The organism is Streptomyces sp. NPDC086023, from assembly GCF_044540325.1.
In the GTDB taxonomy this organism is placed as follows: Bacteria; Actinomycetota; Actinomycetes; order Streptomycetales; family Streptomycetaceae; genus Streptomyces.
In genome coordinates this window covers 63672-88460 of record NZ_JBITRX010000017.1, presented here as the reverse complement: position 1 = coordinate 88460, position 24789 = coordinate 63672, and the positions used below count along the sequence as shown (strand labels likewise).

Annotated in this window: 22 protein-coding genes; 9 read left to right on the top strand and 13 right to left on the bottom strand. The window is 71.8% G+C overall.

Translation table 11 applies throughout. The annotated features are described in order from the left end of the window. Nucleotides 1-35: 35 nt before the first annotated feature. The 6 genes from ACIF6F_RS28590 to ACIF6F_RS28565 all read right to left on the bottom strand — a co-directional run bounded on the left by ACIF6F_RS28590 (nt 36) and on the right by ACIF6F_RS28565 (nt 6109). Nucleotides 36-947, bottom strand: coding sequence for a hypothetical protein (locus ACIF6F_RS28590; protein ID WP_399952831.1), 912 nt, complete (start codon nt 945-947; stop codon nt 36-38). 92 nt (nt 948-1039) lie between these two features. Continuing rightward, nucleotides 1040-2131: an LOG family protein gene (locus tag ACIF6F_RS28585; protein WP_399952828.1), complete on the bottom strand. Its 1092-nt coding sequence runs from the start codon at nt 2129-2131 to the stop codon at nt 1040-1042. Between the two features lie 24 nt (nt 2132-2155). Beyond that, nucleotides 2156-3223, bottom strand: coding sequence for a hypothetical protein (locus ACIF6F_RS28580; RefSeq protein ID WP_399952826.1), 1068 nt, complete (start codon nt 3221-3223; stop codon nt 2156-2158). Then, nucleotides 3205-3990, bottom strand: coding sequence for an ABC transporter ATP-binding protein (locus ACIF6F_RS28575; RefSeq protein WP_399952823.1), 786 nt, complete (start codon nt 3988-3990; stop codon nt 3205-3207). Before ACIF6F_RS28575 ends, ACIF6F_RS28580 begins: the two co-directional genes overlap by 19 nt. A gap of 251 nt (nt 3991-4241) precedes the next feature. Continuing rightward, nucleotides 4242-5621, bottom strand: a complete 1380-nt coding sequence (locus ACIF6F_RS28570) for an aspartate aminotransferase family protein (protein WP_399952820.1) — start codon at nt 5619-5621, stop codon at nt 4242-4244. Continuing rightward, nucleotides 5606-6109, bottom strand: coding sequence for an Lrp/AsnC family transcriptional regulator (locus tag ACIF6F_RS28565; protein WP_399952817.1), 504 nt, complete (start codon nt 6107-6109; stop codon nt 5606-5608). The genes ACIF6F_RS28570 and ACIF6F_RS28565 overlap by 16 nt, the downstream gene beginning before the upstream one ends. Nucleotides 6110-6278: 169 nt before the next feature. On the opposite strand from ACIF6F_RS28565, the gene ACIF6F_RS28560 reads away from it, so the two are divergent. Next, nucleotides 6279-7718 (top strand): gamma-aminobutyraldehyde dehydrogenase, encoded by a 1440-nt coding sequence (locus ACIF6F_RS28560; protein WP_399952814.1) that lies wholly within the window; start codon nt 6279-6281, stop codon nt 7716-7718. 105 nt (nt 7719-7823) lie between these two features. Beyond that, a complete protein-coding gene (locus ACIF6F_RS28555) occupies nt 7824-9002 on the top strand; it encodes a PotD/PotF family extracellular solute-binding protein (protein WP_399952811.1) in 1179 nt (392 codons plus the stop codon). A gap of 9 nt (nt 9003-9011) precedes the next feature. Here ACIF6F_RS28555 and ACIF6F_RS28550 read toward each other — a convergent pair whose 3' ends face one another. The 5 genes from ACIF6F_RS28550 to ACIF6F_RS28530 all read right to left on the bottom strand — a co-directional run bounded on the left by ACIF6F_RS28550 (nt 9012) and on the right by ACIF6F_RS28530 (nt 14081). Beyond that, on the bottom strand, nt 9012-10196 hold the full coding sequence (locus ACIF6F_RS28550) for a serine hydrolase domain-containing protein (protein WP_399952808.1): 1185 nt from the start codon (nt 10194-10196) through the stop codon (nt 9012-9014). A 170-nt stretch (nt 10197-10366) separates the two neighbouring features. Next, nucleotides 10367-11050: a response regulator gene (locus tag ACIF6F_RS28545; RefSeq protein ID WP_399952805.1), complete on the bottom strand. Its 684-nt coding sequence runs from the start codon at nt 11048-11050 to the stop codon at nt 10367-10369. Further along, nucleotides 11047-12240: a sensor histidine kinase gene (locus ACIF6F_RS28540; RefSeq protein ID WP_399952802.1), complete on the bottom strand. Its 1194-nt coding sequence runs from the start codon at nt 12238-12240 to the stop codon at nt 11047-11049. The genes ACIF6F_RS28545 and ACIF6F_RS28540 overlap by 4 nt, the downstream gene beginning before the upstream one ends. Before the next feature lie 53 nt (nt 12241-12293). Then, nucleotides 12294-13034: a glycerophosphodiester phosphodiesterase gene (locus ACIF6F_RS28535; RefSeq protein WP_399952799.1), complete on the bottom strand. Its 741-nt coding sequence runs from the start codon at nt 13032-13034 to the stop codon at nt 12294-12296. Between the two features lie 21 nt (nt 13035-13055). Beyond that, on the bottom strand, nt 13056-14081 hold the full coding sequence (locus tag ACIF6F_RS28530; RefSeq protein ID WP_399953055.1) for an adenosine deaminase: 1026 nt from the start codon (nt 14079-14081) through the stop codon (nt 13056-13058). A 110-nt stretch (nt 14082-14191) separates the two neighbouring features. Here ACIF6F_RS28530 and ACIF6F_RS28525 point away from each other — a divergent pair, with 110 nt between their 5' ends. Further along, the gene (locus ACIF6F_RS28525) at nt 14192-14884 is read left to right on the top strand and encodes a DUF4190 domain-containing protein (protein ID WP_399952797.1); all 693 of its coding nucleotides are present in this window, start codon (nt 14192-14194) and stop codon (nt 14882-14884) included. Here ACIF6F_RS28525 and ACIF6F_RS28520 read toward each other — a convergent pair. Both ACIF6F_RS28520 and ACIF6F_RS28515 read right to left on the bottom strand, forming a co-directional pair. After that, nucleotides 14833-16443, bottom strand: coding sequence for a TROVE domain-containing protein (locus ACIF6F_RS28520; protein ID WP_399953052.1), 1611 nt, complete (start codon nt 16441-16443; stop codon nt 14833-14835). The two genes, ACIF6F_RS28525 and ACIF6F_RS28520, sit on opposite strands and share 52 nt — an antisense overlap. A gap of 376 nt (nt 16444-16819) precedes the next feature. Then, nucleotides 16820-17371 (bottom strand): NADAR family protein, encoded by a 552-nt coding sequence (locus tag ACIF6F_RS28515; protein ID WP_399952793.1) that lies wholly within the window; start codon nt 17369-17371, stop codon nt 16820-16822. Between the two features lie 174 nt (nt 17372-17545). Here ACIF6F_RS28515 and ACIF6F_RS28510 point away from each other — a divergent pair, with 174 nt between their 5' ends. The 6 genes from ACIF6F_RS28510 to ACIF6F_RS28485 are packed head-to-tail and all read left to right on the top strand — an operon-like array spanning nt 17546 to nt 24745. Then, nucleotides 17546-19060 (top strand): gamma-aminobutyraldehyde dehydrogenase, encoded by a 1515-nt coding sequence (locus ACIF6F_RS28510; protein WP_399952791.1) that lies wholly within the window; start codon nt 17546-17548, stop codon nt 19058-19060. Between the two features lie 52 nt (nt 19061-19112). Further along, nucleotides 19113-20360: a spermidine/putrescine ABC transporter substrate-binding protein gene (locus tag ACIF6F_RS28505; RefSeq protein ID WP_399952788.1), complete on the top strand. Its 1248-nt coding sequence runs from the start codon at nt 19113-19115 to the stop codon at nt 20358-20360. 43 nt (nt 20361-20403) lie between these two features. After that, nucleotides 20404-21555 carry an ABC transporter ATP-binding protein gene (locus tag ACIF6F_RS28500; protein ID WP_399952783.1) on the top strand — a complete coding sequence of 384 codons (1152 nt, stop codon included), beginning with the start codon at nt 20404-20406 and terminating at the stop codon, nt 21553-21555. Further along, nucleotides 21552-22481 carry an ABC transporter permease gene (locus ACIF6F_RS28495; protein ID WP_399952780.1) on the top strand — a complete coding sequence of 310 codons (930 nt, stop codon included), beginning with the start codon at nt 21552-21554 and terminating at the stop codon, nt 22479-22481. The genes ACIF6F_RS28500 and ACIF6F_RS28495 overlap by 4 nt, the downstream gene beginning before the upstream one ends. Further along, complete coding sequence (locus tag ACIF6F_RS28490; RefSeq protein WP_399952774.1) at nt 22481-23275, top strand: ABC transporter permease; 795 nt, start codon at nt 22481-22483, stop codon at nt 23273-23275. Before ACIF6F_RS28495 ends, ACIF6F_RS28490 begins: the two co-directional genes overlap by 1 nt. A gap of 51 nt (nt 23276-23326) precedes the next feature. Then, the gene (locus ACIF6F_RS28485) at nt 23327-24745 is read left to right on the top strand and encodes an NAD(P)/FAD-dependent oxidoreductase (protein ID WP_399952771.1); all 1419 of its coding nucleotides are present in this window, start codon (nt 23327-23329) and stop codon (nt 24743-24745) included. Nucleotides 24746-24789 lie beyond the last annotated feature (44 nt).

Below are 24789 nucleotides of genomic sequence, written 5' to 3'. Positions count from 1 at the left end.
GACCAGGCCGGGCCCTGCGGATCCCGGGCCGCGTCCTACGGCGCCGGTACCGGGACCCTGAGGTCGGCCGGGGCCTGTGCGGGTGCCGGGGTGTCGTGGTCGCCGTACCAGGCGACGGCCACCGCGCCCGCCACGGCCAGGGCGAAGCCCACGGCCGCGAGCCAGGCGAAGCCGGGGCGGGAGGCGTCACCGAGCCAGAGGACGCCGATCGCGCCCGGGAGCACGGTCTCGCCGACGACCAGCGCCGCGGTGGCGCCGTTCACCGAGCCGATCTGCAGGGCCACCGTGTGCAGGTACATGCCGCCGACGCCGGCGATCACGATGGCGTACAGGGCCGGGTCGGCCAGCAGGGCCAGGGGGTCGAACGGGTCGATGCCGTCCAGGATCCGCACGCCGACGCCCAGCGCGCCGAAGCCCAGGCCCGACAGCAGGCCGGCCAGGATCGCGGCCCGGCCGCCGAGGAGGCGTACGGCGACGGTGCCGCCCAGCATCAGCAGGACGGTGACGGCCAGCAGCCACCAGTGCGTCGACCGCTCCGCGTGGTGTCCGCCCTCGTGGCCCGCGGCGGTCGCCAGCAGCACCAGCGCCCCGCACACGACGCCGATGGACGCCCACTCCTTGCGGCTCAGCCGGATGCCCAGCAGCTTGACGCTCAGCACCGCGGTGATCACCAGGTTCGCGCTGATCACCGTCTGGGAGAGGAAGAGCGGGAGGAGCCTCGCGGCCAGCGCGCCCAGCCCGAAGCCCACGAAGTCCAGGATCGTGCCGACGATGAACTCCCAGGTCAGGGCGGCCTTCGCGGTGGAGGACAGGTTGGGGCCGCCGTGCTGGGTCAGGCCGGCGCCCGGCTCGGCCCGGGCGGCCCGCCGGGAGCCCACGGCTTGCAGCACGGATCCCGTGCCGTAGCAGATCGACGCCGCCACAGCGGTCAGCAGGCCTATGAGCACGGGAGGCTCCGTTCGCGTCTGGCAGGTTTTGCGGTACGACTGCCAGACGTGTCATTCGGCCTCGGGGTTGCCTCCGCCGGCCGGAGCGCAGGTCAGGACAGGCGGGCCAGGGCCTCCGGGACCTCGTCGACCGACTCCACCAGCGCGATCCGCGACTCCATCGCGCGGCCGCGGGCCAGCGACTGCAGCAGCGGCCAGGCGGGCAGGTGCTCGGTCCAGTGGCGGCGGTCGACCAGCACCATCGGGGTGGGCTCGCCGCGCGACGCGTAGTAGTTCGGGGTCGCGTTGTCGAAGATCTCCTGGAGCGTGCCCGCGGCGCCCGGGAGGAACACCACGCCGGCGGTGCACCGGGCCAGCAGCCCGTCCTCGCGGGTGGCGTTGGCGAAGTACTTCGCGATGTGCCCGGCGAAGGCGTTCGGCGGCTCGTGGCCGTAGAACCAGGTCGGGATGCCGATCGAGTCGCCGCCCGCGGGCCACCGCTCCCGCACGGCGAAGGCGGCCCGTGCCCAGTCGGTGACCGACGGTTCGAAGGAGGGGGCCCTGGCCAGCAGGTCGAGCGCGAGGTCGAGGACGCCGTCCTCGAAGGGGGCGAGGTACGCGCCGAGGTTGGCCGCCTCCATCGCGCCGGGACCGCCGCCGGTGGCCACGGTCAGTCCGGTGCGGGCGAGCGTGCGGCCGAGCCGGGCGGCACCCGCGTACGCCGACCCGCCGCGGGCCATCGCGTGCCCGCCCATCACCCCGGCCACGCGGGCGCCGGCCAGGTGCTCGTCCAGGGCGTCGGAGACGGCGTCGTCGTGGAGGGACCGGAGCAGGGAGGAGAGGACGTCGCCGTCGGCCTCGGTCTGCCGGAACCAGGCGTACGAGAGGGCGTCGGACGTCGCCTCGTACCCCTCGGGCAGGCCCTCGTACAGTTCGCCGGGCGTGTAGAGCAGCCCGCGGTACGGGTTGAAGGGCAGGTCGGGGACGGGCGGGAAGACCAGCGCACCGTCGGCCCGCACCTTGGCCGCGGCGTCCGGCTCCATCGGGCACCCGAGGAACACCGCCGAGGAGGTGTCCGCCGACAGCAGCGCGAAGGTGCGCTCCAGCAGGTTGACCGACTGGACGCGGTAGCCGCTCAGCGAGCCCCGGGCGACGACCCGGTCGAATTCGGCGAGGGTCTCGATCTCGATGTCTGCACCGGCCATCCGGCAACCCTACGGGCGGTTCCCCTAACGGGTGAGCGCCAGCCGCGTCAGCTCCGCCACACCCCAGACCACCGGCACGCACAGCGCGGCGAGGGCGCCGGACCGCAGCAGCGCCGCGGACCGCAGCACCCGGGCCGGGGTGCCGAGCTCCAGCAGCGCGGCCCGGGTGGCCTCCCGCTCCTGGTACGACTCGACGGCCGCGGTCAGCAGGGTCGCGGCGGCGCACGCTCCGACCAGGGCCGCGGCGACCGGCGTGAGCGGACCCAGCGGCAGCAGGGTCAGGGGGCCGCCGGTCAGGGAGACCAGGGCGCCGGAGGCGACGGCGCACAGCACCCCGAGCGGGCGCCCGATCCGGCCGGCCTCCTCCTGGAGCGCCCGCCCGGCGAGCAACCGTACGGCGCCGGGCCGCACCAGTTGCACCAGCGCCCCGCAACCGTGGGTCAGCGCGGGACCGGCCAGGGCCAGGCCGGCCGCGACCAGGACCCAGCCGGGCAGTCCGCCGGCGGTCCCGCCGCCGGCGGAAGCGAGGACGGCGAGGCCGCCGGCGAAGGCGGCCACCCCCCAGGGCAGGCTTTCCTGCGGGGGGCGCGTGGTCCGGGTGTGCGGGACGAGCGCGGCCCCGCCGGCCGCGGCGAGCGGCACCACGGCGAGGAGCGTCAGCCCGGCGGCGACGGGGAACGGCTGGTCGGCCCGGAGTGCCGCCGCAGCGGCTCCGTCGAACGGCAGGCCCGACAGGTCGCCCCGCAGGTGGAGGAAGAGGAGCAGTGCCAGGGCGCTGCCGAGGGTGCAGGCGATGGCGGTCGAGACGGCGGCGACGACGGTCAGCCGCACGGGGCCGAGACCGACGGCGGACAGCCCCTCGCGCGGCCGGGTCGCCGGGTCGGTACGGGCCACGGCCACGGCGAACTGCACGGTGAGCGCCAGCGGGACCAGGCACCACAACAGCCGCGGCAGCTGTCCCTCGGGGCGGGCGACGGCGCAGGCCAGGATGAAGAGCAGCAGGAAGCCGGTGCCGGCGGAGGCGGCGGCCACCAGCAGCCGGCGCACCTGGACGAGGGGGCGGGAGCCCCGGGCTAGGCGGAGAGTGAGCATGCGGCGCGGCCCTCCGCATCGCCGGGGCCGGCGGAGGAGCCGGCCGTGGTGTGCGGGACGGCTCCGGCGAGGCGGCCGTCGCAGAGGACGACCGTGCGGTCGGCCTGGGTGGCGGTCTCGGTGTCGTGGGTGGCCAGGACGACGGTGATGTCGTGCGAGCGGGCGGCCGTGGTCAGCGTGCGCAGGAGCAGGGCGCGGTCGGCGAGGTGCAGCGGGGCGGTGGGCTCGTCGGCGAAGACCACGGCGGGCTGGTTGACCAGGGCGCGGGCGAGGGCGACGCGCTGGGCCTCGGCATGGCTGAGCGCGGCCGGCCGGCGCCTTGCGCAGCCGTCCAGGTCCAGCCGGTCGAGCCATTCGGAGGCGGCGCGCTTGGCGGCGCGGTGGGGGGTGCCGGCGATCAGGAGGGGGAGGGCGGCGTTCTCCCAGACGTTGAGTTCGGGGACGAGCCGGGGTTCGGGGCCGATCCAGCCGAAGCGGTCGCGGCGCAGGCGCTCGCGGACGAGGGGGGTCATCGTGTGCACCGGGACGCTGTTGAACCAGACCTCGCCCTCGTCGGGCCTGAGCTGTCCGGAGAGGCAGCGCAGCAGGGTGGTCTTGCCGCTGCCACGGGGGCCGGTCACGGCGAGGATCTCGCCCTCGCGCACGCCGACCGAGACCCCGGCGAGGGCGGGGGCGCCCGCTCCTGCGGGCTCCGTCCGGGAGGACCCCCGGTGGGTGTGGTGCAGGGACCGTGCCCAGAGCACGTCGTTGTCCGGCGGGGCCACCATCACGTACACCTCGGTTCACTTCGACTGCGGATCGGACGGCCGCTCTTGTGCGTTTCCCCCGTCCGGGGGAACGAAGCAGCGGGCCGATCGGTCACTGGGCACCGTGACGACCGTAGGCAGGGGGGACGGCCGAGTCCGGACAGCACACGGCCCGGACCCTCGCGTTCTCACTCGAACGGAGGAGCCGGGCCGTGTGTCCGCATGGGTTCGTCAGGCGGGACGGGTGCCTGGACGAACCTCGGCAGGCTTCCTTACAGCTTGGTCCAGGCCTCGGTGAACACCGAACGCAGGATCTGCTCGATCTCGTCGAACTGCTGCTGCGTGGCGATCAGCGGCGGGGCCAGCTGGACGACCGGGTCACCGCGGTCGTCGGCGCGGCAGTAGAGGCCGGCGTCGTACAGCGCCTTCGAGAGGAAGCCGTAGAGCACGCGCTCGATCTCGTCGTCGTTGAAGGACTCCTTGGTGTGCTTGTCCTTCACGAGCTCGATGCCGTAGAAGTAGCCGTTGCCGCGGACGTCGCCGACGATCGGCAGGTCGTGCAGCTTCTGCAGCGTCTTCAGGAAGGCGGACTCGTTGTCCAGCACGTGCTGGTTGAGGCCTTCCTTGTCGAAGATGTCGAGGTTGGCCAGGGCCACCGCCGACGACACCGGGTGGCCGCCGAAGGTGTAGCCGTGCAGGAAGGTGTTGTCACCCTTGTAGAACGGCTCCGCGACGCGGTCCGAGACGATGCAGGCACCGATCGGGGAGTAGCCCGAGGTCATGCCCTTGGCGCAGGTGATCATGTCCGGCACGTAGCCGAACTTCTCGCAGCCGAACATCGTGCCGAGGCGGCCGAAGGCGCAGATGACCTCGTCGGAGACGAGCAGCACGTCGTACGTGTCGCAGATCTCGCGCACGCGCTGGAAGTAGCTGGGCGGCGGCGGGAAGCAGCCACCGGCGTTCTGCACCGGCTCCAGGAAGACCGCGGCGACGGTGTCGGGGCCCTCGAAGAGGATCTGCTGCTCGATCTGGTCGGCGGCCCAGCGGCCGAAGGCCTCCGGGTCGTCACCGTGGATCGGGGCGCGGTAGATGTTGGTGTTCGGGACCTTGTGGGCGCCCGGGACCAGCGGCTCGAAGGGGGCCTTCAGGGCCGGCAGGCCGGTGATGGACAGGGCGCCCTGCGGGGTGCCGTGGTAGGCGACCGCGCGGGAGATGACCTTGTACTTGGTCGGCTTGCCCTTGAGCTTGAAGTACTGCTTGGCGAGCTTCCAGGCGGTCTCGACCGCCTCGCCGCCGCCGGTGGTGAAGAAGACCTTGTTCAGGTCGCCCGGGGCGTAGTTCGCCAGGCGCTCGGCCAGCTCGACGGCCTTGGGGTGCGCGTACGACCACACGGGGAAGAACGCGAGCTCCTGGGCCTGCTTGTAGGCGACCTCGGCCAGCTCCTTGCGGCCGTGTCCGGCGTTGACCACGAACAGTCCGGCGAGACCGTCCAGGTAGCGCTTGCCCTTGTCGTCGTAGATGTAGGCGCCCTCACCACGCACGATGGTGGGGACGGGGTTCTTCTCGTACGAGGACATGCGGGTGAAGTGCATCCACAGGTGGTCGTACGCGGTCTTGGACAGGTCCTGGGTCACGGTTATCGAGTTCCCCACATGTAGGTCTGCTTCTTCAGCTTCAGGTAGACGAAGCTTTCGGTGGACCGCACGCCGGGGAGCGTGCGGATCCGCTTGTTGATGGTTTCCAGCAGGTGGTCGTCGTCCTCGCAGACGATTTCCACCATCAGGTCGAACGAGCCGGCGGTCATCACGACGTACTCGCACTCGGCCATCGCGGTCAGCGCGTCGGCCACGGGGTCGAGGTCGCCCTCGACGTTGATGCCGACCATCGCCTGGCGCCGCAGCCCCACGGTGAGCGGGTCCGTGACGGCGACGATCTGCATGACGCCCTGGTCCAGGAGTTTCTGCACTCGCTGGCGCACGGCGGCCTCGGACAGGCCGACGGCCTTGCCGATGGCTGCGTAGGGACGGCGTCCGTCCTCCTGCAGTTGCTCGATGATCGCCAGGGATACAGCATCGACCGACGGGGACGGGTGCCGGTTCCTGGAATCTGTGCTTCGACTGACCACGACCTCACTGTGCACGAGGAGTCGACAGTTCCGCAACCCGGAATCGATGAAATTCGTTGTTCGGGCGACGAGATCTCACTGATTTCGTAGTTGGTGGCCTTCGGCTCTGTCGAAAGCGTCACCACAGGAGCTAGGCTAGGGAACCGTCTCAACCATTGGACATGTGATCAGGAGTGTGGCTGTAGTGACCACCGAACTGCGTCGTCTGCGCAACTACATCGGCGGGGAGTTCAAGGACGCCGCCGACGGGCGGACCACCGAGGTGGTCAACCCCGCCACCGGCGAGGTCTTCGCGACGGCGCCGCTCTCGGGCCAGGCCGACGTCGACGCCGCCATGGCCGCTGCCGCTGCCGCCTTCCCGGGCTGGCGCGACACCACTCCGGCCGAGCGCCAGAAGGCCCTGCTGAAGATCGCGGACGCGATCGAGGCCCGCGCCGACGAGCTCGTCGCCGCCGAGTCCGAGAACACCGGCAAGCCGCTGGGCCTGACGGCCAGCGAGGAGCTGCCGCCGATGGTCGACCAGATCCGGTTCTTCGCGGGTGCCGCGCGCATGCTGGAGGGCCGCTCGGCCGGCGAGTACATGGACGGCATGACCTCCATCATCCGCCGCGAGCCGGTCGGCGTCTGCGCCCAGGTCGCGCCCTGGAACTACCCGATGATGATGGCCGTGTGGAAGTTCGCTCCGGCCATCGCCGCCGGCAACACCGTGGTCCTCAAGCCCTCGGACACCACCCCGGCCTCCACCATCCTGATGGCGGAGATCTTCGGCGACCTGCTGCCCAAGGGCGTCTTCAACGTCATCTGCGGTGACCGCGAGACCGGCAAGGCCATGGTCGAGCACTCCGTACCGGCGATGGCCTCCATCACCGGCTCGGTGCGCGCCGGCATGCAGGTCGCCGAGAGCGCCTCCAAGGACGTCAAGCGCGTCCACCTGGAGCTCGGCGGCAAGGCCCCGGTCGTCGTCTTCGAGGACGCCGACATCGCCAAGGCCGTCGAGGACATCGCGGTGGCGGGCTACTTCAACGCCGGCCAGGACTGCACGGCCGCGACCCGCGTGCTCGTCCACCAGTCGATCCACGACGAGTTCGTGACCGCGCTCGCCAAGCAGGCCGCCGACACCAAGACCGGCCAGCCGGACGACGAGGACGTGCTGTACGGCCCGCTGAACAACCCGAACCAGCTCAAGCAGGTCGCGGGCTTCATCGAGCGCCTCCCCGCCCACGCCAAGGTCGAGGCGGGCGGCCACCAGGTCGGCGACAAGGGCTACTTCTACGCCCCGACCGTCGTCTCGGGCCTCAAGCAGGACGACGAGATCATCCAGAACGAGGTCTTCGGCCCGGTCATCACCGTCCAGTCCTTCTCGGACGAGGCCCAGGCCCTGGAGTACGCGAACGACGTCGAGTACGCCCTCGCGTCCTCCGTGTGGACCAAGGACCACGCCCGCGCCATGCGCATGTCCAAGAACCTCGACTTCGGCTGCGTGTGGATCAACACCCACATCCCGCTCGTCGCCGAGATGCCCCACGGCGGCTACAAGAAGTCCGGCTACGGCAAGGACCTCTCCGCGTACGGCTTCGAGGACTACACGCGTATCAAGCACGTGATGACTTCGCTCGACGGCTGATCCGTACGGCCCCGCGTCGTACTGATCATCTCTGAGCCCTGAAGGGGCGGGCGGTAGACACCTTGTCTATTGCCCGCCCCTTCCGCGTGCGGCGAGTCTTGGCCCATGCCTGAACTCGGTTTCTCCCGGCGCACCGCACTGCGCGGGCTCGGCGCGACGGGCCTGCTGGCCGCCCTCACCGGCTGCGGCGTGCCCGCCGCCTACGTCGCGGAGGACCAGCGCTCCGCCGCCGACCGCTCCGCCCGCGACAAGAGCGTCAGCTTCTCCAACTGGCCGCTCTACATCGACGTCGACGAGGAGGACGAGACCCGCCGGCCCACGCTGGAGTCCTTCTCCCGGAGCACCGGGATCTCCGTGCGGTACACCGAGGAGATCAACGACAACGACGAGTTCTTCGGCAAGGTCAGCCCTGCCCTGACGAACCGCCAGGAGACCGGCCACGACCTGGTCGTCGTCAGCGACTGGATGGCCGCCCGGTTCGTCCGCCTGGGCTGGGCCCAGAAGATGGACCGCACCGCCCAGCCGCACGTGGCCCGCCACCTCGACCCCCAGCTGCGCTCGCCCGCCTTCGACGAGGGCCGCGCCCACACCGTGCCCTGGCAGAGCGGCATCACCGGCATCGCCTACAACCGGCGCGCCCTGGGCCGGGAGCTGAAGTCCGTGTCGGACCTCTGGCACCCCGACCTCGCCGGCAAGGTGACGCTCTTCTCCGGCCTCGACGAGTCGATCGCGCTGCTGATGCAGGGCGAAGGCGTCGACACCGCCCGCTGGACCACGGGCGACTTCCACCGCGCCTGTGACCGGGTCGAACGCATGGTCCGCAAGGGCCACATCCGCCGCTTCACCGGCAACGACTACACCTCCGACCTGAGCAAGGGCGACGTGCTGGCCTGCCAGGCCTACTCCGGCGACGCCATCCAGCTGCAGGCCGACAACCCGGACATCGAGTTCGTGGTCCCCGAGGAGGGCGGCGAGCTCTGGTCGGAGAGCCTGATCGTGCCCAACCTCGCGCCCCACAAGGCCAACGCCGAGTCCCTCGTCGACCACTACTACCGGCCGGAGGTCGCCGCCGAGCTGGCCGCGTACGTCAACTACGTCTGCCCGGTCCCGGCCGCACAGGCCGTCCTGGCGGACTCCGACGACGCGGAGACGGCGGCCCTCGCCGAGGACCCGCTGATCTTCCCCGACCGCGAGATGCGCAAGCGCCTCACCGTCGCCCGCGACATCGCCCCGGACGAGCGTCCCGAACTGGCCCGCCGCTGGAACTCCCTCGTGGGCCTCTGACCGACGGGATCACCTCCTGAACGCCGCAAGCGTGACCGACAGGGCCACCGGGTTCATGTCCTGGCCCTTGGCGTCCGTGGAGTTGACCGAGTAGACCAGCGTCCGGGAGAGGTCGCGGGTGGCGCCCATCGCCGTGCTGTAGCCGAAGCGCCCGCCCGTCTTGCCCCACGCCACCGTGCCGTCCGGCAGGACCAGCCGCGACATCCCCGCCGTCAGCTGGGCGGGCTTGCCCGACACGAAGTCCCTCACCTGCGGCACCGTGAACATCTCCGCCAGCTGCGGCTCCGGCACCACCTGACCGCGGAACAGCGCCACCGTGAAGCGCTCCAGGTCCGCCGTGGTGGAGATGATGTCCCCCGCCGCCCAGCGGCTGGTGGACTCCCAGACCGTCACGTCCCGCAGCTCCGTGGAGCCGTCGGCCCGCTCCACCGCCTGGTAGCCGTGGTGGTGCGGCCCGTGTATGCGCGGATCGGAGCCGGGGTACGAGGTCTGGCGCAGGCCCAGCGGCCTCAGGATCCGGGCCGCCACGACCTCCTCGTACGGACGTCCCGTCACCGCCTCTGTGAGCACGCCCAGCACGGTGTAGTTGATGTTGAGGTAGTGCTGAGCCGTGCCCGGCCGGAACTCCGGCCCCTTCGCGACGGCGTTCGCGATCTGCTCCCGCGGGTCCGTGCGGTCGAACCGGGCCGCCCACTGGGCCTCGAACGCGTCGCCGGGACCGTCCGCCGCCCCGATGCCGCTCGTGTGGTTCAGCAGCTGCCGGACCGTCACCGGCTCGAAGGTGCCGGGCAGCAGCCCCGGCAGGTACTCCTGCACCGGACGGTCCAGCTCCAGCTTTCCCTCGGCCGCGAGCCGGAGCACCACCGCCGCGGTGAACACCTTGGTCACCGAGCCCGCCCGGAACCGGGCGTGCGCCATGGCCCCGCGGCCCGTACGGAGGTCCGCCACCCCGGCCGCACCGGCCCAGCTCCCGCTGCTGCCCCCGACCCGGACCAGCGCGGCCGTCGCCGAACCGCTCGGCAGCCCGGCCAGCGCCTCCCGCAGCGCCGCCGCGTCCGGCGGGGCCGGGAAGACCGGAGCCTCCCGCACCGCCGTCCGGGCGGGCACCGCGGCGACCGCGGCCGGTGCGACCGGCCCCGCCGCGACCCCCAGGACCAGGGCGGCGGCGAGCAGGGTGCGCGTACGTGCCTTCATGGTGGACTCCCCGTGTGACCGGGCCCGGACCAGCCGGACCGCGTGACCGTCAGCCGTTCTCGGCGACACGGACCATCCTGCTGACCTGGGCCTTCCGGCGAATCACCGTGCAGAGTGGTCTTCAGCGGTACGACAAATCCCCCGCGCGAGCGAGGCCGCCCACCCCCGCCTCACTCCCCGGAGGGAGTACCTGCGGCGATCAGCCCCGTCTCGTACGCGCAGATGACCGCCTGGATCCGGTCCCGCAGGCCCAGCTTGGACAGCACGTTGCCCACGTGGGTCTTCACGGTGTGCTCGCTCACCACCAGGGCGCCGGCGATCTCGGCGTTCGACAGCCCCCGCCCCAGGTGCAGCAGCGTCTCCCGCTCCCGCGCCGTCAGCACGTCCAGCCGCGCCGCCGCACCCGCCGGCACCGACGCCGCCGGGCGGGCCGTCGCCGCCGTGTACTCCTCGATCAGCCGGCGCGCCACCGACGGCGCCAGCAGCGACTCCCCGGCAGCCACCACCCGCACGGCGTGCACCAGGTCGTCCCGCCGCACGTCCTTGAGCAGGAACCCGCTGGCCCCCGCGTGCAGCGCCTCGTAGACGTACTCGTCCGAATCGAAGGTCGTCAGCATCACCGTCCGGCACGCCGACTCCGCCGAGATCACCCGGCAGGCCTCGATCCCGTCCGTCCCCGGCATCCGCACGTCCAGCAGCGCCACGTCGGGGGAGTGCCGGCGGACCGCCGCCACGGCCGCCGCGCCGTCGCCCGCCTCGGCCACCACCTCGATGTCCTCCTGGACGTCGAGGATCATCGCGAACCCGCTGCGCACCAGCTCCTGGTCGTCCGCCACCACCACACGGATCGTCAACTCCCCACCTCCAGCGGCGAGGTTACAAGCCGCACCGCCACCCTGAACCCTCCGGAGGGACCCCGTCCCGCCACAGCGGTACCCCCGTGCGCCGCCGCCCGCTCCCGGATTCCGATCAGACCGTGGCGGCCTCCCCCCGGTCCCTCCCCAGCGGGACCCCGCCCGTCATCCGTGACGGTGAGGGACACGCCGTCCGCCTCAAACCCCAGAGCCACCACCACGCGCCTGGCACTCGCGTGCTTCACCACGTTCGTCAGCGCCTCCTGCACGATCCGGTACACCGTGGTGTCCACCGCCGCCGGCAGCGGCCGTGCCGCGCCGCGCTCCTCGTACACCACGTCCAGGCCCCCGAGCCGCACCCGCTCCAGCAGCCCGGGCAGCACCGCCACCCCCGGCTGCGGCTCCCGCGGCGCGGGCACCGCACCCCCGGCCCCCTCCTCGCGCAGGACGCCCAGCATCCGCCGCAGCTGCGCCATCGCGTCCCGGCCGGTCTCGGCGATCGCGTCGAACGCCGCCTCCGCTCGCTCCGGGGCCCGCCGCACCGCCACCGGGCCGGCCTCCGCCTGCACGATCATGATGCTCACGGCGTGCGACAGGATGTCGTGCATCTCCCGCGCGATGCGGGCGCGTTCCCGGGCGGCGGCCTGCTCCGCCTCGATCCTGTTCGCCCGCTCCAACTGCGCGGCCCGCTCCTCGACCGCCGCCGTGTAGGCGTGCCGCGTGAACTGCAGGCGACCCAGGACGTACGCGGCCGCCGCGCAGAACCCGGTGAAGAACAGCTCGCGCGCCGTCCCGGTGTTCCAGTACACCGACAGCGCCAGCACCACCACGGTGAGGCCGCCCACCGCCGCCCGCACCCGCGCCGCGCACTGCAGCGCCACCGTGTAGAAGGCGATCAGGCCCGCGTACGGCAGCGGCTGGCCGGGACCGTCGAGCGCCAGCCGGTAGACCCCGCCCGCCGCGAGCACCGCGACCAGCACCGCCACCGGCCACCGCCGCCGCCACACCAGCGGCGCCACGCCGAGCGAGGTCAGGGCGTACGCGCCCCAGGTCACCGGCGGCAGCCCGGCCTCCCGCGGCAGCACGAACGGCATCGTCACCGCCAGCTGCACCAGCACCGTCAGCCCCAGGTCCAGCACCCAGGGCCGCTCCCGCCCGACCCGCCGGAACCCCAGCTGCCGGAACCCCACCCGCCGGAACCCGACCAGTCGGAACCCCTCCCGGAAGCGCGTACCGCCGGCTATCACCGCGGCAGCCCCACGGCGCCGGCCGCGGCCCGCACCTCGACCAGCGCGGCCACCCGGTTCGTGGTTACCGAGTCCACCCCCATGGCGATCAGCTTCCGCATCGTCCGCTTCGTGTCGGCCGTCCAGGCCGAGACCAGGAACCCGTCCGCGTGCAGCGCCTCCACCAGCTCCCGGCTGAGCACCCCGAAGCGGTAGTTCAGCCAGCGCGGCGCCACCGCCTCCACCAGCGACCGGCTCGGCGGGCACACCGAGGTCCAGGTCATCGCGATCTCCGCGCCCGGATCGGCGGCCCGCACGGCCAGCATCGTGGTGGCCCCGGCGCAGTAGTACGCGCGCTCGCGCGCCCCGCACTCCCGCACCACGCCCACCACCTCGCGCACCGTCCCGGCCATCGCTCCCGGCAGGTCGATCATCACCCGCGCCGGCCCGGTCGCCTCCAGTGCCTCCCGCAGCGTCGGCACCCCGCCGTCCGACAGTTCGTGCACCTCGGCCGCGGTCAGCGACACCACCGGACGGGCGTCGCTCCACAGCCGCCGGAACGACTCGTCGTGCAGCAGCACCGGCACCCCGTCGCTGGTCAGCCGGACGTCGATCTCCACCGCGTCCGCGCCCCGCGCCACGGCGGAGCGCAGCGAGGCCAGCGTGTTCTCGCGGACGAGGTACGGGTCACCGCGGTGGCCGACGGCGTGGACGGTGCGGGCGGCGGGGTACGCGACGGGGGCGTGGTCGGTGCGCATGCGCCCCATTCTCGGCCCAGGTCAGGGGGCCAGCCAGGCGTTCGTGTACGTGTCGATCTCCTCGGCCAGCCGCGCCTTGCCCGCCGGGTCCAGGAAGGAGGCCTCGACGGCGTTCTTCGCGAGGGCGGCGAGACCCTTCTCGTCCAGCTCCAGCAGGCGCGCGGCCACCGCGTACTCGTTGTTGAGGTCGGTGCCGAACATCGGCGGGTCGTCGCTGTTGATGGTGACCAGTACGCCGGCCTTGACCATCTCCTTCACCGGGTGCCGGTCCAGATCGGTGACCGCGCGGGTGGCGATGTTCGAGGTCGGGCAGACCTCCAGCGCGATCCGGTGCTCGGCCAGGTACGCGAGCAGCTCCGCGTCCATCGGGGCGCTCGTGCCGTGGCCGATCCGCTCGGCACCCAGGACGCGCAGGGCGTCCCAGATGGTCTCCGGGCCGGTGGTCTCGCCCGCGTGCGGCACGCTGTGCAGGCCGGCGGCGATGGCGCGGTCGAAGTACGGCTTGAACTGCGGGCGCGGGACGCCGATCTCGGGGCCGCCGAGGCCGAACGAGACCAGGCCCTCCGGGCGCAGGTCGACGGCGAGCCGCGCGGTCTCCTCGGCCGCCGCCAGCCCGGCCTCGCCAGGGATGTCGAAGCACCAGCGCAGGATGACGCCGAGCTCTGCCTCGGCCGCCTTCCGCGCGTCCTCGATCGCATCCATGAAGGCGCGCTCGTCGATGCCGCGGCGGGTGGAGCTGTACGGGGTGATGGTCAGCTCGGCGTACCGGATGTTCTGGCGGGCCATGTCGCGGGCGACCTCGTAGGTCAGCAGCCGGACGTCCTCAGGGGTGCGGATGAGGTCGACGACGGAGAGGTAGACCTCGATGAAGTGCGCGAAGTCGGTGAAGGTGAAGTAGTCCGCCAGCGCCTCGGGGTCCGTCGGCACCTTCGAGTCGGGGTGCCGCGCGGCCAGTTCGGCCACGATGCGCGGAGAGGCGGAGCCGACGTGGTGCACGTGGAGTTCCGCCTTGGGCAGCCCAGCGATGAAGGAATGGAGATCGGGCACGGGGTCCTCCGGGATGACGGCGGTGCGGGCAGGTCGCCTCATCGTAGGCAGGCCACCGGGGTGTCAGGGGCAGCGCTTAGCATGGCCGTACGAGAGAGGGGGGCGCCGGAATGTCCGAAGAGAACCCGGGGGCGGGGGCGCGGGATCCGTGGGCGCCGCCGGAGAGCCCGAGCGTGCCGCTGGAGAAGAAGCCGGCGGCGGAGCCGCCGCGGCAGGGGGTCCACGACCAGCCGACCGTGGCCGGGGGCCTGCCGGGTGCCGGGCAGACCCCGGCCTACGGCGGGCCACCGGTGCCGGGTCCCGGCACGCCCGCCTACGCCCAGCCGGCCGTACCGGCGTACGGCGCGCCGGGTCCGGAGCAGGGCTACGGCTATCCGGGCGGCCCGGCGCAGCAGTACCCCGGGTATCCGGGCTACCCCGGTTACCCCGGATACCCCGGATACCCGGGCTACAACCAGGGCTGGGGCGGCCCCCAGCCGAGGAACGGCTTCGGCGTGACGGCGCTGGTGCTGGGCATCCTCGCGGTCGTGCTCTTCTGCGCCAGCATCTTCGCGGTGCTCATCGGCGTCACGGCCGTGGTCTTCGGAGTGCTCGGCCGGTCCCGCGCCAAGCGGGGCGAGGCGGACAACGCAGGCCAGGCACTGGCCGGCATCATTCTCGGGGCCGTGGGCATCGTGCTGGGCGCGGTGATGTTCGGGCTGATCGTCGCGGGCGCGATATTCGAGAGCGGGGGCGGCAGCGGCGAGTACGACTACGACGAGGACCCGCCGGCGTTCTCGACCAGCCTGGTCGTCGAGCGGTAGTCGTCGGCGAGCCAGGGCCAGGCACCCCGGAGTCCGGCCTCCAGCAGCGGCACCATGCGGAAGGCCGCGTCGCCGAGTCCGCCGAAGGTGTGACGGGTCGGCAGGTCCGTGGGCAGGTGGCCGACCCGGTGGCCCCCCAGGTTCCACGTGTAGACGGGGACGCGGGAGGGGATCCGGGAGGCCGGGTGGCCCAGGCGGCCGTGCGGGGCGGCCTGCTCGTCCGTGATGATCAGGACCCGGTCGTGCCGGTCGTAGTGCCTGACCACGGCGGCGGTCGTCTCGGTGCCGCCGAGTTCCCGGAAGCGCTCCAGGACCCGGAGCACGCCCTCACCCCGCTCGTACCGCACGCGGTGGCTGTACGAGCCGAACTGCACCAGGTCCGCCGCCTCGGCCCGCAGCGCCAGTGCCGTGCCGAACACGGCGGCCGCGTCGGCCCGGTTCAGCTGCGAGCGCTCCGACAGCGGTTCCCACATCGACCCGGAGCGGTCCACCAGCACCAGGGTCCGTCCCGGCAGGGCGGGTACGTTCGCCAATGAGTGGCCCAGCGCCCGTTCCAGCGGCTCCGCCCAGCGAGCCGAGGGAGCGTGGCGGTACGCGGCCAGGTAGCGGAAGGGGAACTGCCGCGAGGCGGCCACCGCCTCCGGGTCCGAGATCCTCTCGGCCACCCGGGCGGCCACCTCGTCGGAGACGCCCGCCCCGTCGAAGTTGCGCAGGTTTCGCACGAGCGCCATCGGGCCCATGGACGGGATGATCGCCTCCCAGGCGGCGGCGTCCAGCGGCCCCTGGAGCCAGCCGGCCAGCGCCTCCCAGGTCAGCCCGGCCCGTGCCAGCCGCTCCGCGCCGCCGGCAGCCGTCACGGCCGGCCGTCGAGCCGCAACCGGGAGCTCCATCAGCTCCCGGTGCGCGCCGAGCACCGGCACCGAGGCGGGCGGGACGGCCCGGGCGGGACGGTGCCGGCGGTCCAGGGCGTGCCGGAACAGGTCGCCCTGCCAGGGCTTGGCCGGGTCGGGCGTGGCGTGCGTGAGGTTGAGGACGTCGCCGAAGCGGAACTCCTGCGCGGCGGTGTCGTACTTGAGCAGGGACCGCCCGTGGTAGAGCCGCCGCACGGCGTCGGCGACGCCGCGTTTGACGGGCTTGGGCAGGGCCCGCCCGTACGTTGCCGTCCAGTGGGCCAGCAGCGCCCCGGGCTCGTCGGCCCGCTGGAGTACGGAGTCGACGACGCCGCGGTTGGCGGGGCCCCCGGTGGCTCCGGCGTCCAGGCGGGCCTTGACGTAGGCGGCCGCGCCGACGAGGGACGCCCGGCGCACGTGGGCGCTGCCGCGCAGCCAGGACAGGAGCCCGGCCGTCCACTCCGGGTCCTCGACCGCGAGCCGCCGGACGAGGAGGGTGTAGCGGTGCTCGCGGGCGGCAGCGGTCTCGGCGGAGGTCTCCTCACCCGCGAAGAGGGCGACGGCGAGGACGAACAGCTCGGACCGCGGGTCACGGACGTACCCCTTGCCGCCCTGGTCGGTGTAGGCCCCCCGCCACATGCCGCCGCCCTCCCTCAGCAGGGCGGGCATCCGGGCGGCCGCCGCCACGGACGGCGACACGAGCATGGTGGACCACGTCTTGGACTCGCGGCGGTGGAAGCGAGGCAGGCGAATCCCCCCGGATTCAGTGTCGGCGAAGGCGGAGCCGGGCCCGGCGGGCGGTCTGACCGGCCGCCGGGCCGCGGGCCGCGCACGGCGGCCTCCCGAGATCGGAAAGGGGCGGCGGCGTCACTTGTGTCAGAAAAGGAAGTAGCCGCAGCCCGCGCACCGGGAGGCGCGTGGCAACGACGTGGAGCCTAGGCCGGGCCCCGCGCCGCCGCCACCGGATTAACGCCCGGCCCGCCGCCGGCCCCGGCTCCGGCTCCGCCGGGCTCCGGCTCCGCCCCCGGATCGTCGGTCGGCGCTCCTACTCGCCCGCCCGCAGCCGCTCCCGGGCGTCCATCAGCGCGAAGCCCAGCAGGTTCAGCCCGCGCCACCGCTGCGGCACCAGCGCGTCCGGCGAGTCGGCGGCCAGCCCGATGCCCCAGATCCGGTCCAGCGGGCTCGCCTCCACCAGGACCCGCTCGCCCGTCCCCAGCAGGAAGGAGCGCAGGGCCGGGTCGGAGCCGAACTTGTGCACGCTGCCCTCGACCACGATGGCGTACCGCTCGCGCTCCCACACCGCGTCGTCGAACCCGCGCACCAGCCGCCCGGCCTTCTTGGCCTCGGCCGGTGTCGCCGCGGCCAGGGCGGTGGCCAGCGCCTCCTCGTCCCCGAAGAGCCGCGCCTTGCCGGCCATCATCCAGTGCTCGGCCGTCGCGTACTCCACGTCACCCACAGTGAACGGAGAGGGCCACCACTGTGAGAGACAGCTCGGTCCGAGCGTCCCGTCGGCCCGCGGCCGGTGCCCCCAGAAGGGCAGGTACTTGACTCGCTCACCCCGGTTGACCTGCTCGATCAACTTGTCGATCTTCGCCATGCACGCGAGTCTGGCAGTCGCCACTGACACTTCGTACGGGATTTCTCCTCCCACGCGACACATGGTCGACCGATTCCGTCGCGTAACCAAAAGGCAACAACGGAATCACTTGTTGGAGGAGAAGGCCTCTGTCAGGATCGGCACTCAATTCGAGCTGGAGCTACGGAGAGCGTGATGGGCAACCGCTTCCAGGTTAAGGACCGCTTCGCGGACGGCGCACAATTCATCGACGGAAAGCTGAGGACCGGAACCTCCGGACAATCACACACCGTGGTGAACCCCGCCACCGGCGAGGAGGTCCTCACCTACGCCCTCGCCTCGACCGCCGACGTGGACGAGGCCGTGGCCGCCGCCAAGGCGGCCTTCCCGGGCTGGGCCGCCGCCACTCCCGGCGAGCGCTCCGACGCCCTGCACCGCCTCGCCGCGGTCCTCGCCGAGCAGGCCGACGACTTCGCGTACGCCGAGTCCCTGCAGTGCGGCAAGCCGCTCAAGCTGAGCACCGAGTTCGACGTGCCGGGCACGATCGACAACACCGCCTTCTTCGCCGGTGCGGCCCGCCACCTCCAGGGCCAGGCCGCCGGCGAGTACTCCGGCGACCACACCTCGTACGTACGCCGGGAGCCGATCGGCGTGGTCGGCTCCATCGCCCCCTGGAACTACCCGCTCCAGATGGCCGCCTGGAAGATCCTCCCGGCCGTGGCCGCGGGCAACACGATCGTTCTCAAGCCGGCCGAGCTGACGCCCCTGACCTCCCTGATGTTCGCCCAGGCGGCGAAGGAGGCGGGCATCCCCGACGGCGTGATCAACATCGTCACGGGCGCCGGCCGCGAGGCGGGCGAGCACCTCGTGGGCCACCCCGACGTGGCCATGACCTCCTTCACCGGCTCCACGGCGGTCGGCAAGCGGGTCGCCGAGATCGCCACCGCCACCGTGAAGCGGCTCCACCTGGAGCTCGGCGGCAAGGCCCCCTTCGTGGTCTTCGACGACGCCGACCTGGAGGCCGCCGCCAACGGCGCGGTCGCCGCCTCCCTCATCAACACCGGCCAGGACTGCACCGCCGCCACCCGCGCGTACGTCCAGCGCCCCCTCCACGACGCCTTCGTCGCCCGCGTCGCGGAGCTGATGGCGTCCGTCCGCGTCGGCGACCCCTTCGCCCCCGGCACCGACCTCGGCCCGCTCGTCTCCCATGTCCAGCGCGACCGGGTCGCCGCCTTCGTCGAGCGCGCCCGCGGGTACGCCACCGTCGTGACCGGCGGCGAGGCGCCCGGAGGGGAGCTCGCGGACGGCGCGTACTATCTGCCCACGCTGATCGCGGACGCGGCCCAGGACAGCGAGGTCGTCCAGTCCGAGATCTTCGGGCCGGTCCTCGCCGTGCTGCCCTTCGACACCGACGACGAGGGCATCGAGCTCGCCAACGACACCCCGTACGGGCTCGCCGCCTCCGCCTGGAGCCGCGACGTGTACCGGGCCAACCGCGCCACCCGCGAGATCAAGGCGGGCTGCGTCTGGGTCAACGACCACATCCCGATCATCAGCGAGATGCCGCACGGCGGCTACAAGGCCAGCGGCTACGGAAAGGACATGTCGACGTACTCCTTCGAGGAGTACACGCAGGTCAAGCACGTGATGTACGACAACACCGGGGTGCCGCGCAAGGACTGGCACCGCACGATCTTCGGGGACCGATAAACAGCGCTCCGCCCGACCAGCGGAACACGACACATTGGAAAGGGCCCAGCGCATGGAGCACCACGAGCCCGAGCTCTCCTCGGCGGAAGTCGCGGCGATGCGACGCAGTCTCACCAGCGGGCGCGGCGCCCTGACGCGCCGCTCGCTGCTGCGCGCGTCCGGGATCGGCGCACTGACTCTGGGCGGCCTCGGCACCCTGAGCGCGTGCGGCATCCCGCCGGCGAAGCGGAACGACGGCTCCGCCCCCGCCGACGACGACCATTCGGCCCAGGAGAAGGTGATCAACTTCTCCAACTGGACCGAGTACATGGACACCAGCGAGGACGAGAAGCACCGGCCGACCCTGGAGGAGTTCACCAAACGCACCGGGATCAAGGTCAAGTACACCGAGGACATCAACGACAACGTCGAGTTCTTCGGGAAGATCAGGCCGCAGCTCGCCGCGGGTCAGGAGACCGGCCGCGACCTCATCGTCGTCACCGACTGGCTGGCCGCGCGCATGATCAAGCTCGGCTGGGTGCAGCAGCTCGACCCGGCCCACCTGCCGCACGCCTTCGCCAATCTCTCGCAGCAGTTCCGGATGCCCGACTGGGACCCGGGCCGCGCCTTCTCCTACCCGTGGACCGGCATCTCGACGGTCATCGCGTACAACACGAAGGCCACCGGCGGCAAGAAGGTCGACTCCGTCACCCAGATGCTCGACGACCCGACCCTGAAGGGCCGCGTCGGCTTCCTGACGGAGATGCGCGACACGGTCGGCATGACCCTGCTCGACATGGGCAAGGACCCGGCCACCTTCACCACCCCGGACTACGACGCCGCGATCGCCCGCCTGCAGAAGGGCGTCGACAAGAAGCAGATCCGCCGCTTCACCGGCAACGACTACACCTCGGACCTGGACAAGGGCGACCTCGCTGCCTGTCTGGCCTGGGCCGGCGACATCATCCAGCTCCAGGCCGACAACCCGGACATCCAGTACGCCATCCCGGCCGCCGGCTACATGACCTCCACGGACAACCTGCTGGTCCCGGCCAAGGCACGGCACAAGACCAACGCCGAGCGGCTCATCGACTACTACTACGAGCCCCCGGTCGCCGCCCAGCTCGCCGCGTACATCAACTACGTCTGCCCGGTCGAGGGCGTCAAGCCCGAGCTCGCCAAGATCGACCCCGCGCTGGCCGACAACCCCCTGATCATCCCGGACAAGGCCATGGCCGCGAAGTCCCACGCGTTCCGTTCCCTCACCGTCGCCGAGGAGCGGGACTACGAGGAGAAGTTCGCCAAGCTCATCGGCGCCTGAGCCCGCCCCCCTTTCCGAATTCCACACCACGGGACCGCGACCCATGACTGAAAAGACCGCGGGCGGCGACGTCCGCCTCACCGGGATCAGCAAGCACTACGGCTCCTTCACCGCCGTGCACCCGCTCGACCTGACCATCCCCCAGGGGTCCTTCTTCGCCCTGCTGGGCGCCTCCGGCTGCGGCAAGACCACCACGCTGCGCATGATCGCCGGCCTGGAGGACCCGTCCACCGGCACGGTCCACCTCGGCGACCGTGACGTCACCGGCCTGGCGCCGTACAAGCGCCCGGTGAACACGGTGTTCCAGAGCTACGCGCTCTTCCCGCACATGGACATCTTCGAGAACATCGCCTTCGGACTGCGCCGCCGCGGCGTCAAGTCGGTCAAGAAGCAGGTGGACGAGATGATCGAGCTCGTCCAGCTCGGCGAGCACGCCCGCAAGAAGCCCCACCAGCTCTCCGGTGGCCAGCAGCAGCGCGTCGCCGTCGCCCGCGCCCTGATCAACCACCCGCAGGTGCTCCTCCTTGACGAGCCCCTCGGCGCCCTCGACCTCAAGCTGCGCCGCCAGATGCAGCTGGAGCTCAAGCGCATCCAGACCGAGGTCGGCATCACCTTCGTGCACGTCACCCACGACCAGGAGGAGGCCATGACCATGGCCGACACGGTCGCGGTGATGAACGGCGGCCGCGTCGAGCAGCTCGGCGCCCCCGCGGAGCTCTACGAGAACCCGCGCACCACCTTCGTGGCCAACTTCCTCGGCACCTCGAACCTGATCGAGACCTCGGTCGAGGAGGCGGGCTCCGGCGACGTGGTCGTCTCCGCGGCCGGCGCCAAGCTTCGCCTGCCGGCGGACCGATGTTCCACGACCCCCCGGGCAGGCGGCCGGCTGCTGGTCGGCGTCCGCCCCGAGAAGATCTCCCTGGTCCCGGCGGACGAGGAGCACACCGTCCCCGACGGCCGCAACAAGGTCACCGGCCGGATCGTGAACTCCTCCTTCATCGGCGTCTCGACCCAGTTCGTCATCGACAGCCCGGTCTGCCCGGAGCTGGAGGTGTACGTCCAGAACATCGAGCGGGACGCGCGCCTGACCCCCGGCACCGAGGTCGTCCTCCACTGGAACCCGGCGCACACCTTCGGCCTCGATGCCTCCCAGGACATCGACGCGGGCGTCGAGACGGTCGGGGAGAGCGCATGACGACCGCCACCGAAGCGCCCCCCGCCCCGCCGCAGGCGGAGCCGCCGGTCCACAGGCCCTCCGTACGGCGCAAGCTGGTCCCGTACTGGCTGCTGCTCCCCGGCATCCTGTGGCTGCTGGTCTTCTTCGTCCTGCCGATGGTCTACCAGGCCTCGACCTCCGTGCAGACCGGCTCCCTGGAGCAGGGCTTCGAGGTCACCTGGCACTTCCAGACCTACTGGGACGCCTTCACCGAGTACCTCCCGCAGTTCCTGCGCTCGCTGCTGTACGCCGGCACCGCGACCGTGCTCTGCCTGCTGCTCGGCTACCCGCTCGCGTACCTGATCGCCTTCCGGGCCGGCCGCTGGCGCAACCTGCTGCTGATCCTGGTGATCGCGCCGTTCTTCACCAGCTTCCTGATCCGCACGCTCGCCTGGAAGACGATCCTCGCGGACGACAGCGTCGTGGTGGACGTGCTCAACACCCTGCACCTCCTGGACGTCACCAGCTGGCTGGGGATGACCGAGGGCGACCGCGTGCTGGCCACGCCCCTGGCGGTGGTCTGCGGTCTGACGTACAACTTCCTGCCCTTCATGATCCTGCCGCTCTACACCTCGCTGGAGCGCATCGACACCCGTCTGCACGAGGCGGCCGGCGACCTGTACGCCACCCCGGCCACCACCTTCCGCAAGGTGACCTTCCCGCTGTCGATGCCGGGCGTGGTCTCGGGCACGCTGCTCACCTTCATCCCGGCGAGCGGCGACTACGTCAACGCCGAGCTGCTCGGCTCGACGGACACCCGCATGATCGGCAACGTCATCCAGTCGCAGTACCTGCGGATCCTGGACTACCCCACGGCGGCCGCGCTGTCGCTCATCCTGATGGCCATCGTGCTGATCATGGTCACCGTCTACATCCGCCGCGCCGGAACGGAGGACCTGGTCTGATGCAGTGGCTCCGACGCAACTTCGTCGTCATCGCCGGCCTCGGCACGCTCGCGTACCTGATCCTGCCGAACGTCGTGGTGACGGTCTTCTCCTTCAACAACCCCGCCGGGCGGTTCAACTACGCCTGGCAGGAGTTCTCGCTGGAGGCCTGGAAGGACCCGTGCGGCGTCGCCGACATGTGCGGCTCCCTCTCGCTGTCCCTCCAGATCGCCCTCTGGTCGACCATCGGCGCGACCGTCCTGGGCACGATGATCGCCTTCGCCCTGGTCCGGTACCGCTTCCGGGCGCGCGGCGCGGTCAACTCGCTGATCTTCCTGCCGATGGCGATGCCCGAGATCGTGATGGCGGCCTCGCTGCTCGCCCTCTTCCTCAACATGGGCATCGAGCTGGGCTTCTGGACCATCCTGATCGCCCACATCATGTTCTGCCTCAGCTTCGTCGTGGCCGCCGTCAAGGCGCGCGTGCTCTCGATGGACCCGAGGCTGGAGGAGGCCGCCCGGGACCTCTATGCGAGCCCGGTGCAGACCTTCCTCCGGGTCACCCTCCCGATCGCCGCCCCCGGCATCGCGGCCGGTGCCCTGCTCTCCTTCGCCCTGTCGTTCGACGACTTCATCATCACGAACTTCAACTCGGGCAACACGGTCACCTTCCCCATGTTCGTGTGGGGATCGGCCCAGCGCGGCACGCCCGTGCAGATCAACGTCATCGGTACGGCGATGTTCGTCATCGCGGTGCTGGTGGTGCTCGCCGGCCAGACGGTCAGCAGCCGGCGCAGGAAACAGGCGCGGAACTGAGCACAGGACTCAGCGCGCAGAACCAAGCAGTTCCGTAAGGAGTTGGAAGCCATGGCCCCAGTCGCCATGCGTACCGTTGCACAATCCCTTTCCGACGCGCTGCCGGTCTCGTACTGGCTGGACGACCCCGGCAGGCCCGCCCCGCAGCCGGCCCTCACCGGCGACGAGCACTGCGACCTGCTCGTCATCGGCGGTGGCTACACCGGTCTGTGGACCGCGCTCCTGGCCAAGGAGCGCGACCCCGGGCGGGACGTCGTACTGATCGAGAGCAAGGAGGCGGGCTGGGCCGCCTCCGGCCGGAACGGCGGCTTCTGCGCCGCCTCCCTCACGCACGGCCTGGCCAACGGCATCGCCCGCTGGCCCGCGGAACTGCCGAGGCTGGAGGAGCTGGGCGCCCGCAACCTCGACGCCATCGAGGCGGCCGTCGCCCGCTACGGCATCGAGTGCGACTTCGAGCGCACCGGCGAGATCGACGTCGCCACCGAGCCGCACCAGGTGGAGGAGCTCAAGGAGCTGCACGCCGAGGCCGAGCGCCTGGGCCTGGGCGACGGCTCGGTCTTCCTCGACCAGGACGAGGTGCGCGCCGAGGTCGACTCGCCCACCTTCCTCGGCGGCGTGTGGGACCGCGACGGCGTCGCCATGCTGCACCCCGCCAGGCTCGCGTGGGGCCTCAAGGAGGCCTGCCTCGGGCTCGGCGTGAGGATCTACGAGAACACCCGCGGCCTGGAGCTCACCTCCTCCGGCGCCGGGATGGCCGTCCGCACCCCGTACGGCCGGGTGCAGGCGCGCCGGGTGGCGCTGGGCACCAACATCTTCCCGTCGCTGGTCAAGCGCATCCGCCCGTACACCGTCCCGGTCTACGACTACGCGCTGATGACCGAGCCGCTCACGCCCGAGCAGCTCGCGGCCGTCGGCTGGAAGAACCGGCAGGGCCTGGGCGACAGCGCCAACCAGTTCCACTACTTCCGGATCACCGCCGACAACCGCATCCTCTGGGGCGGCTACGACGCCATCTACCCCTACGGCGGCAAGCTCGACTCCGAGTACGACCACCGGCCGGAGACCTACCTCAAGCTGGCCGGGCACTTCTTCACCTGCTTCCCGCAGCTGGAGGGGATCCGCTTCAGCCACGCGTGGGGCGGGGCCATCGACACCTGCTCCCGCTTCTCGGCGTTCTTCGGCAAGGCGTACTCCGGCAAGGTCGCCTACGCCGCCGGCTACACCGGCCTCGGCGTCGGCTCCACGCGCTTCGGCGCGGACGTGATGCTGGACCTGCTGGCGGGGGAGCGGACGGAGCGGACCGAGCTGAAGATGGTCCGCACGAAGCCGATGCCCTTCCCGCCCGAGCCGTTCAAGTGGACCGGCATCGCGCTGACCAAGTGGTCGCTGGCCCGGGCCGACGAGCGCAGCGGGCACCGCAACCTCTGGCTGAAGACGCTGGACCGCTTCGGCCTCGGCTTCGACAGCTGATCCCATGATCGACGGTCGTGCGCCCCCGGGACCCGGGGGCGCAC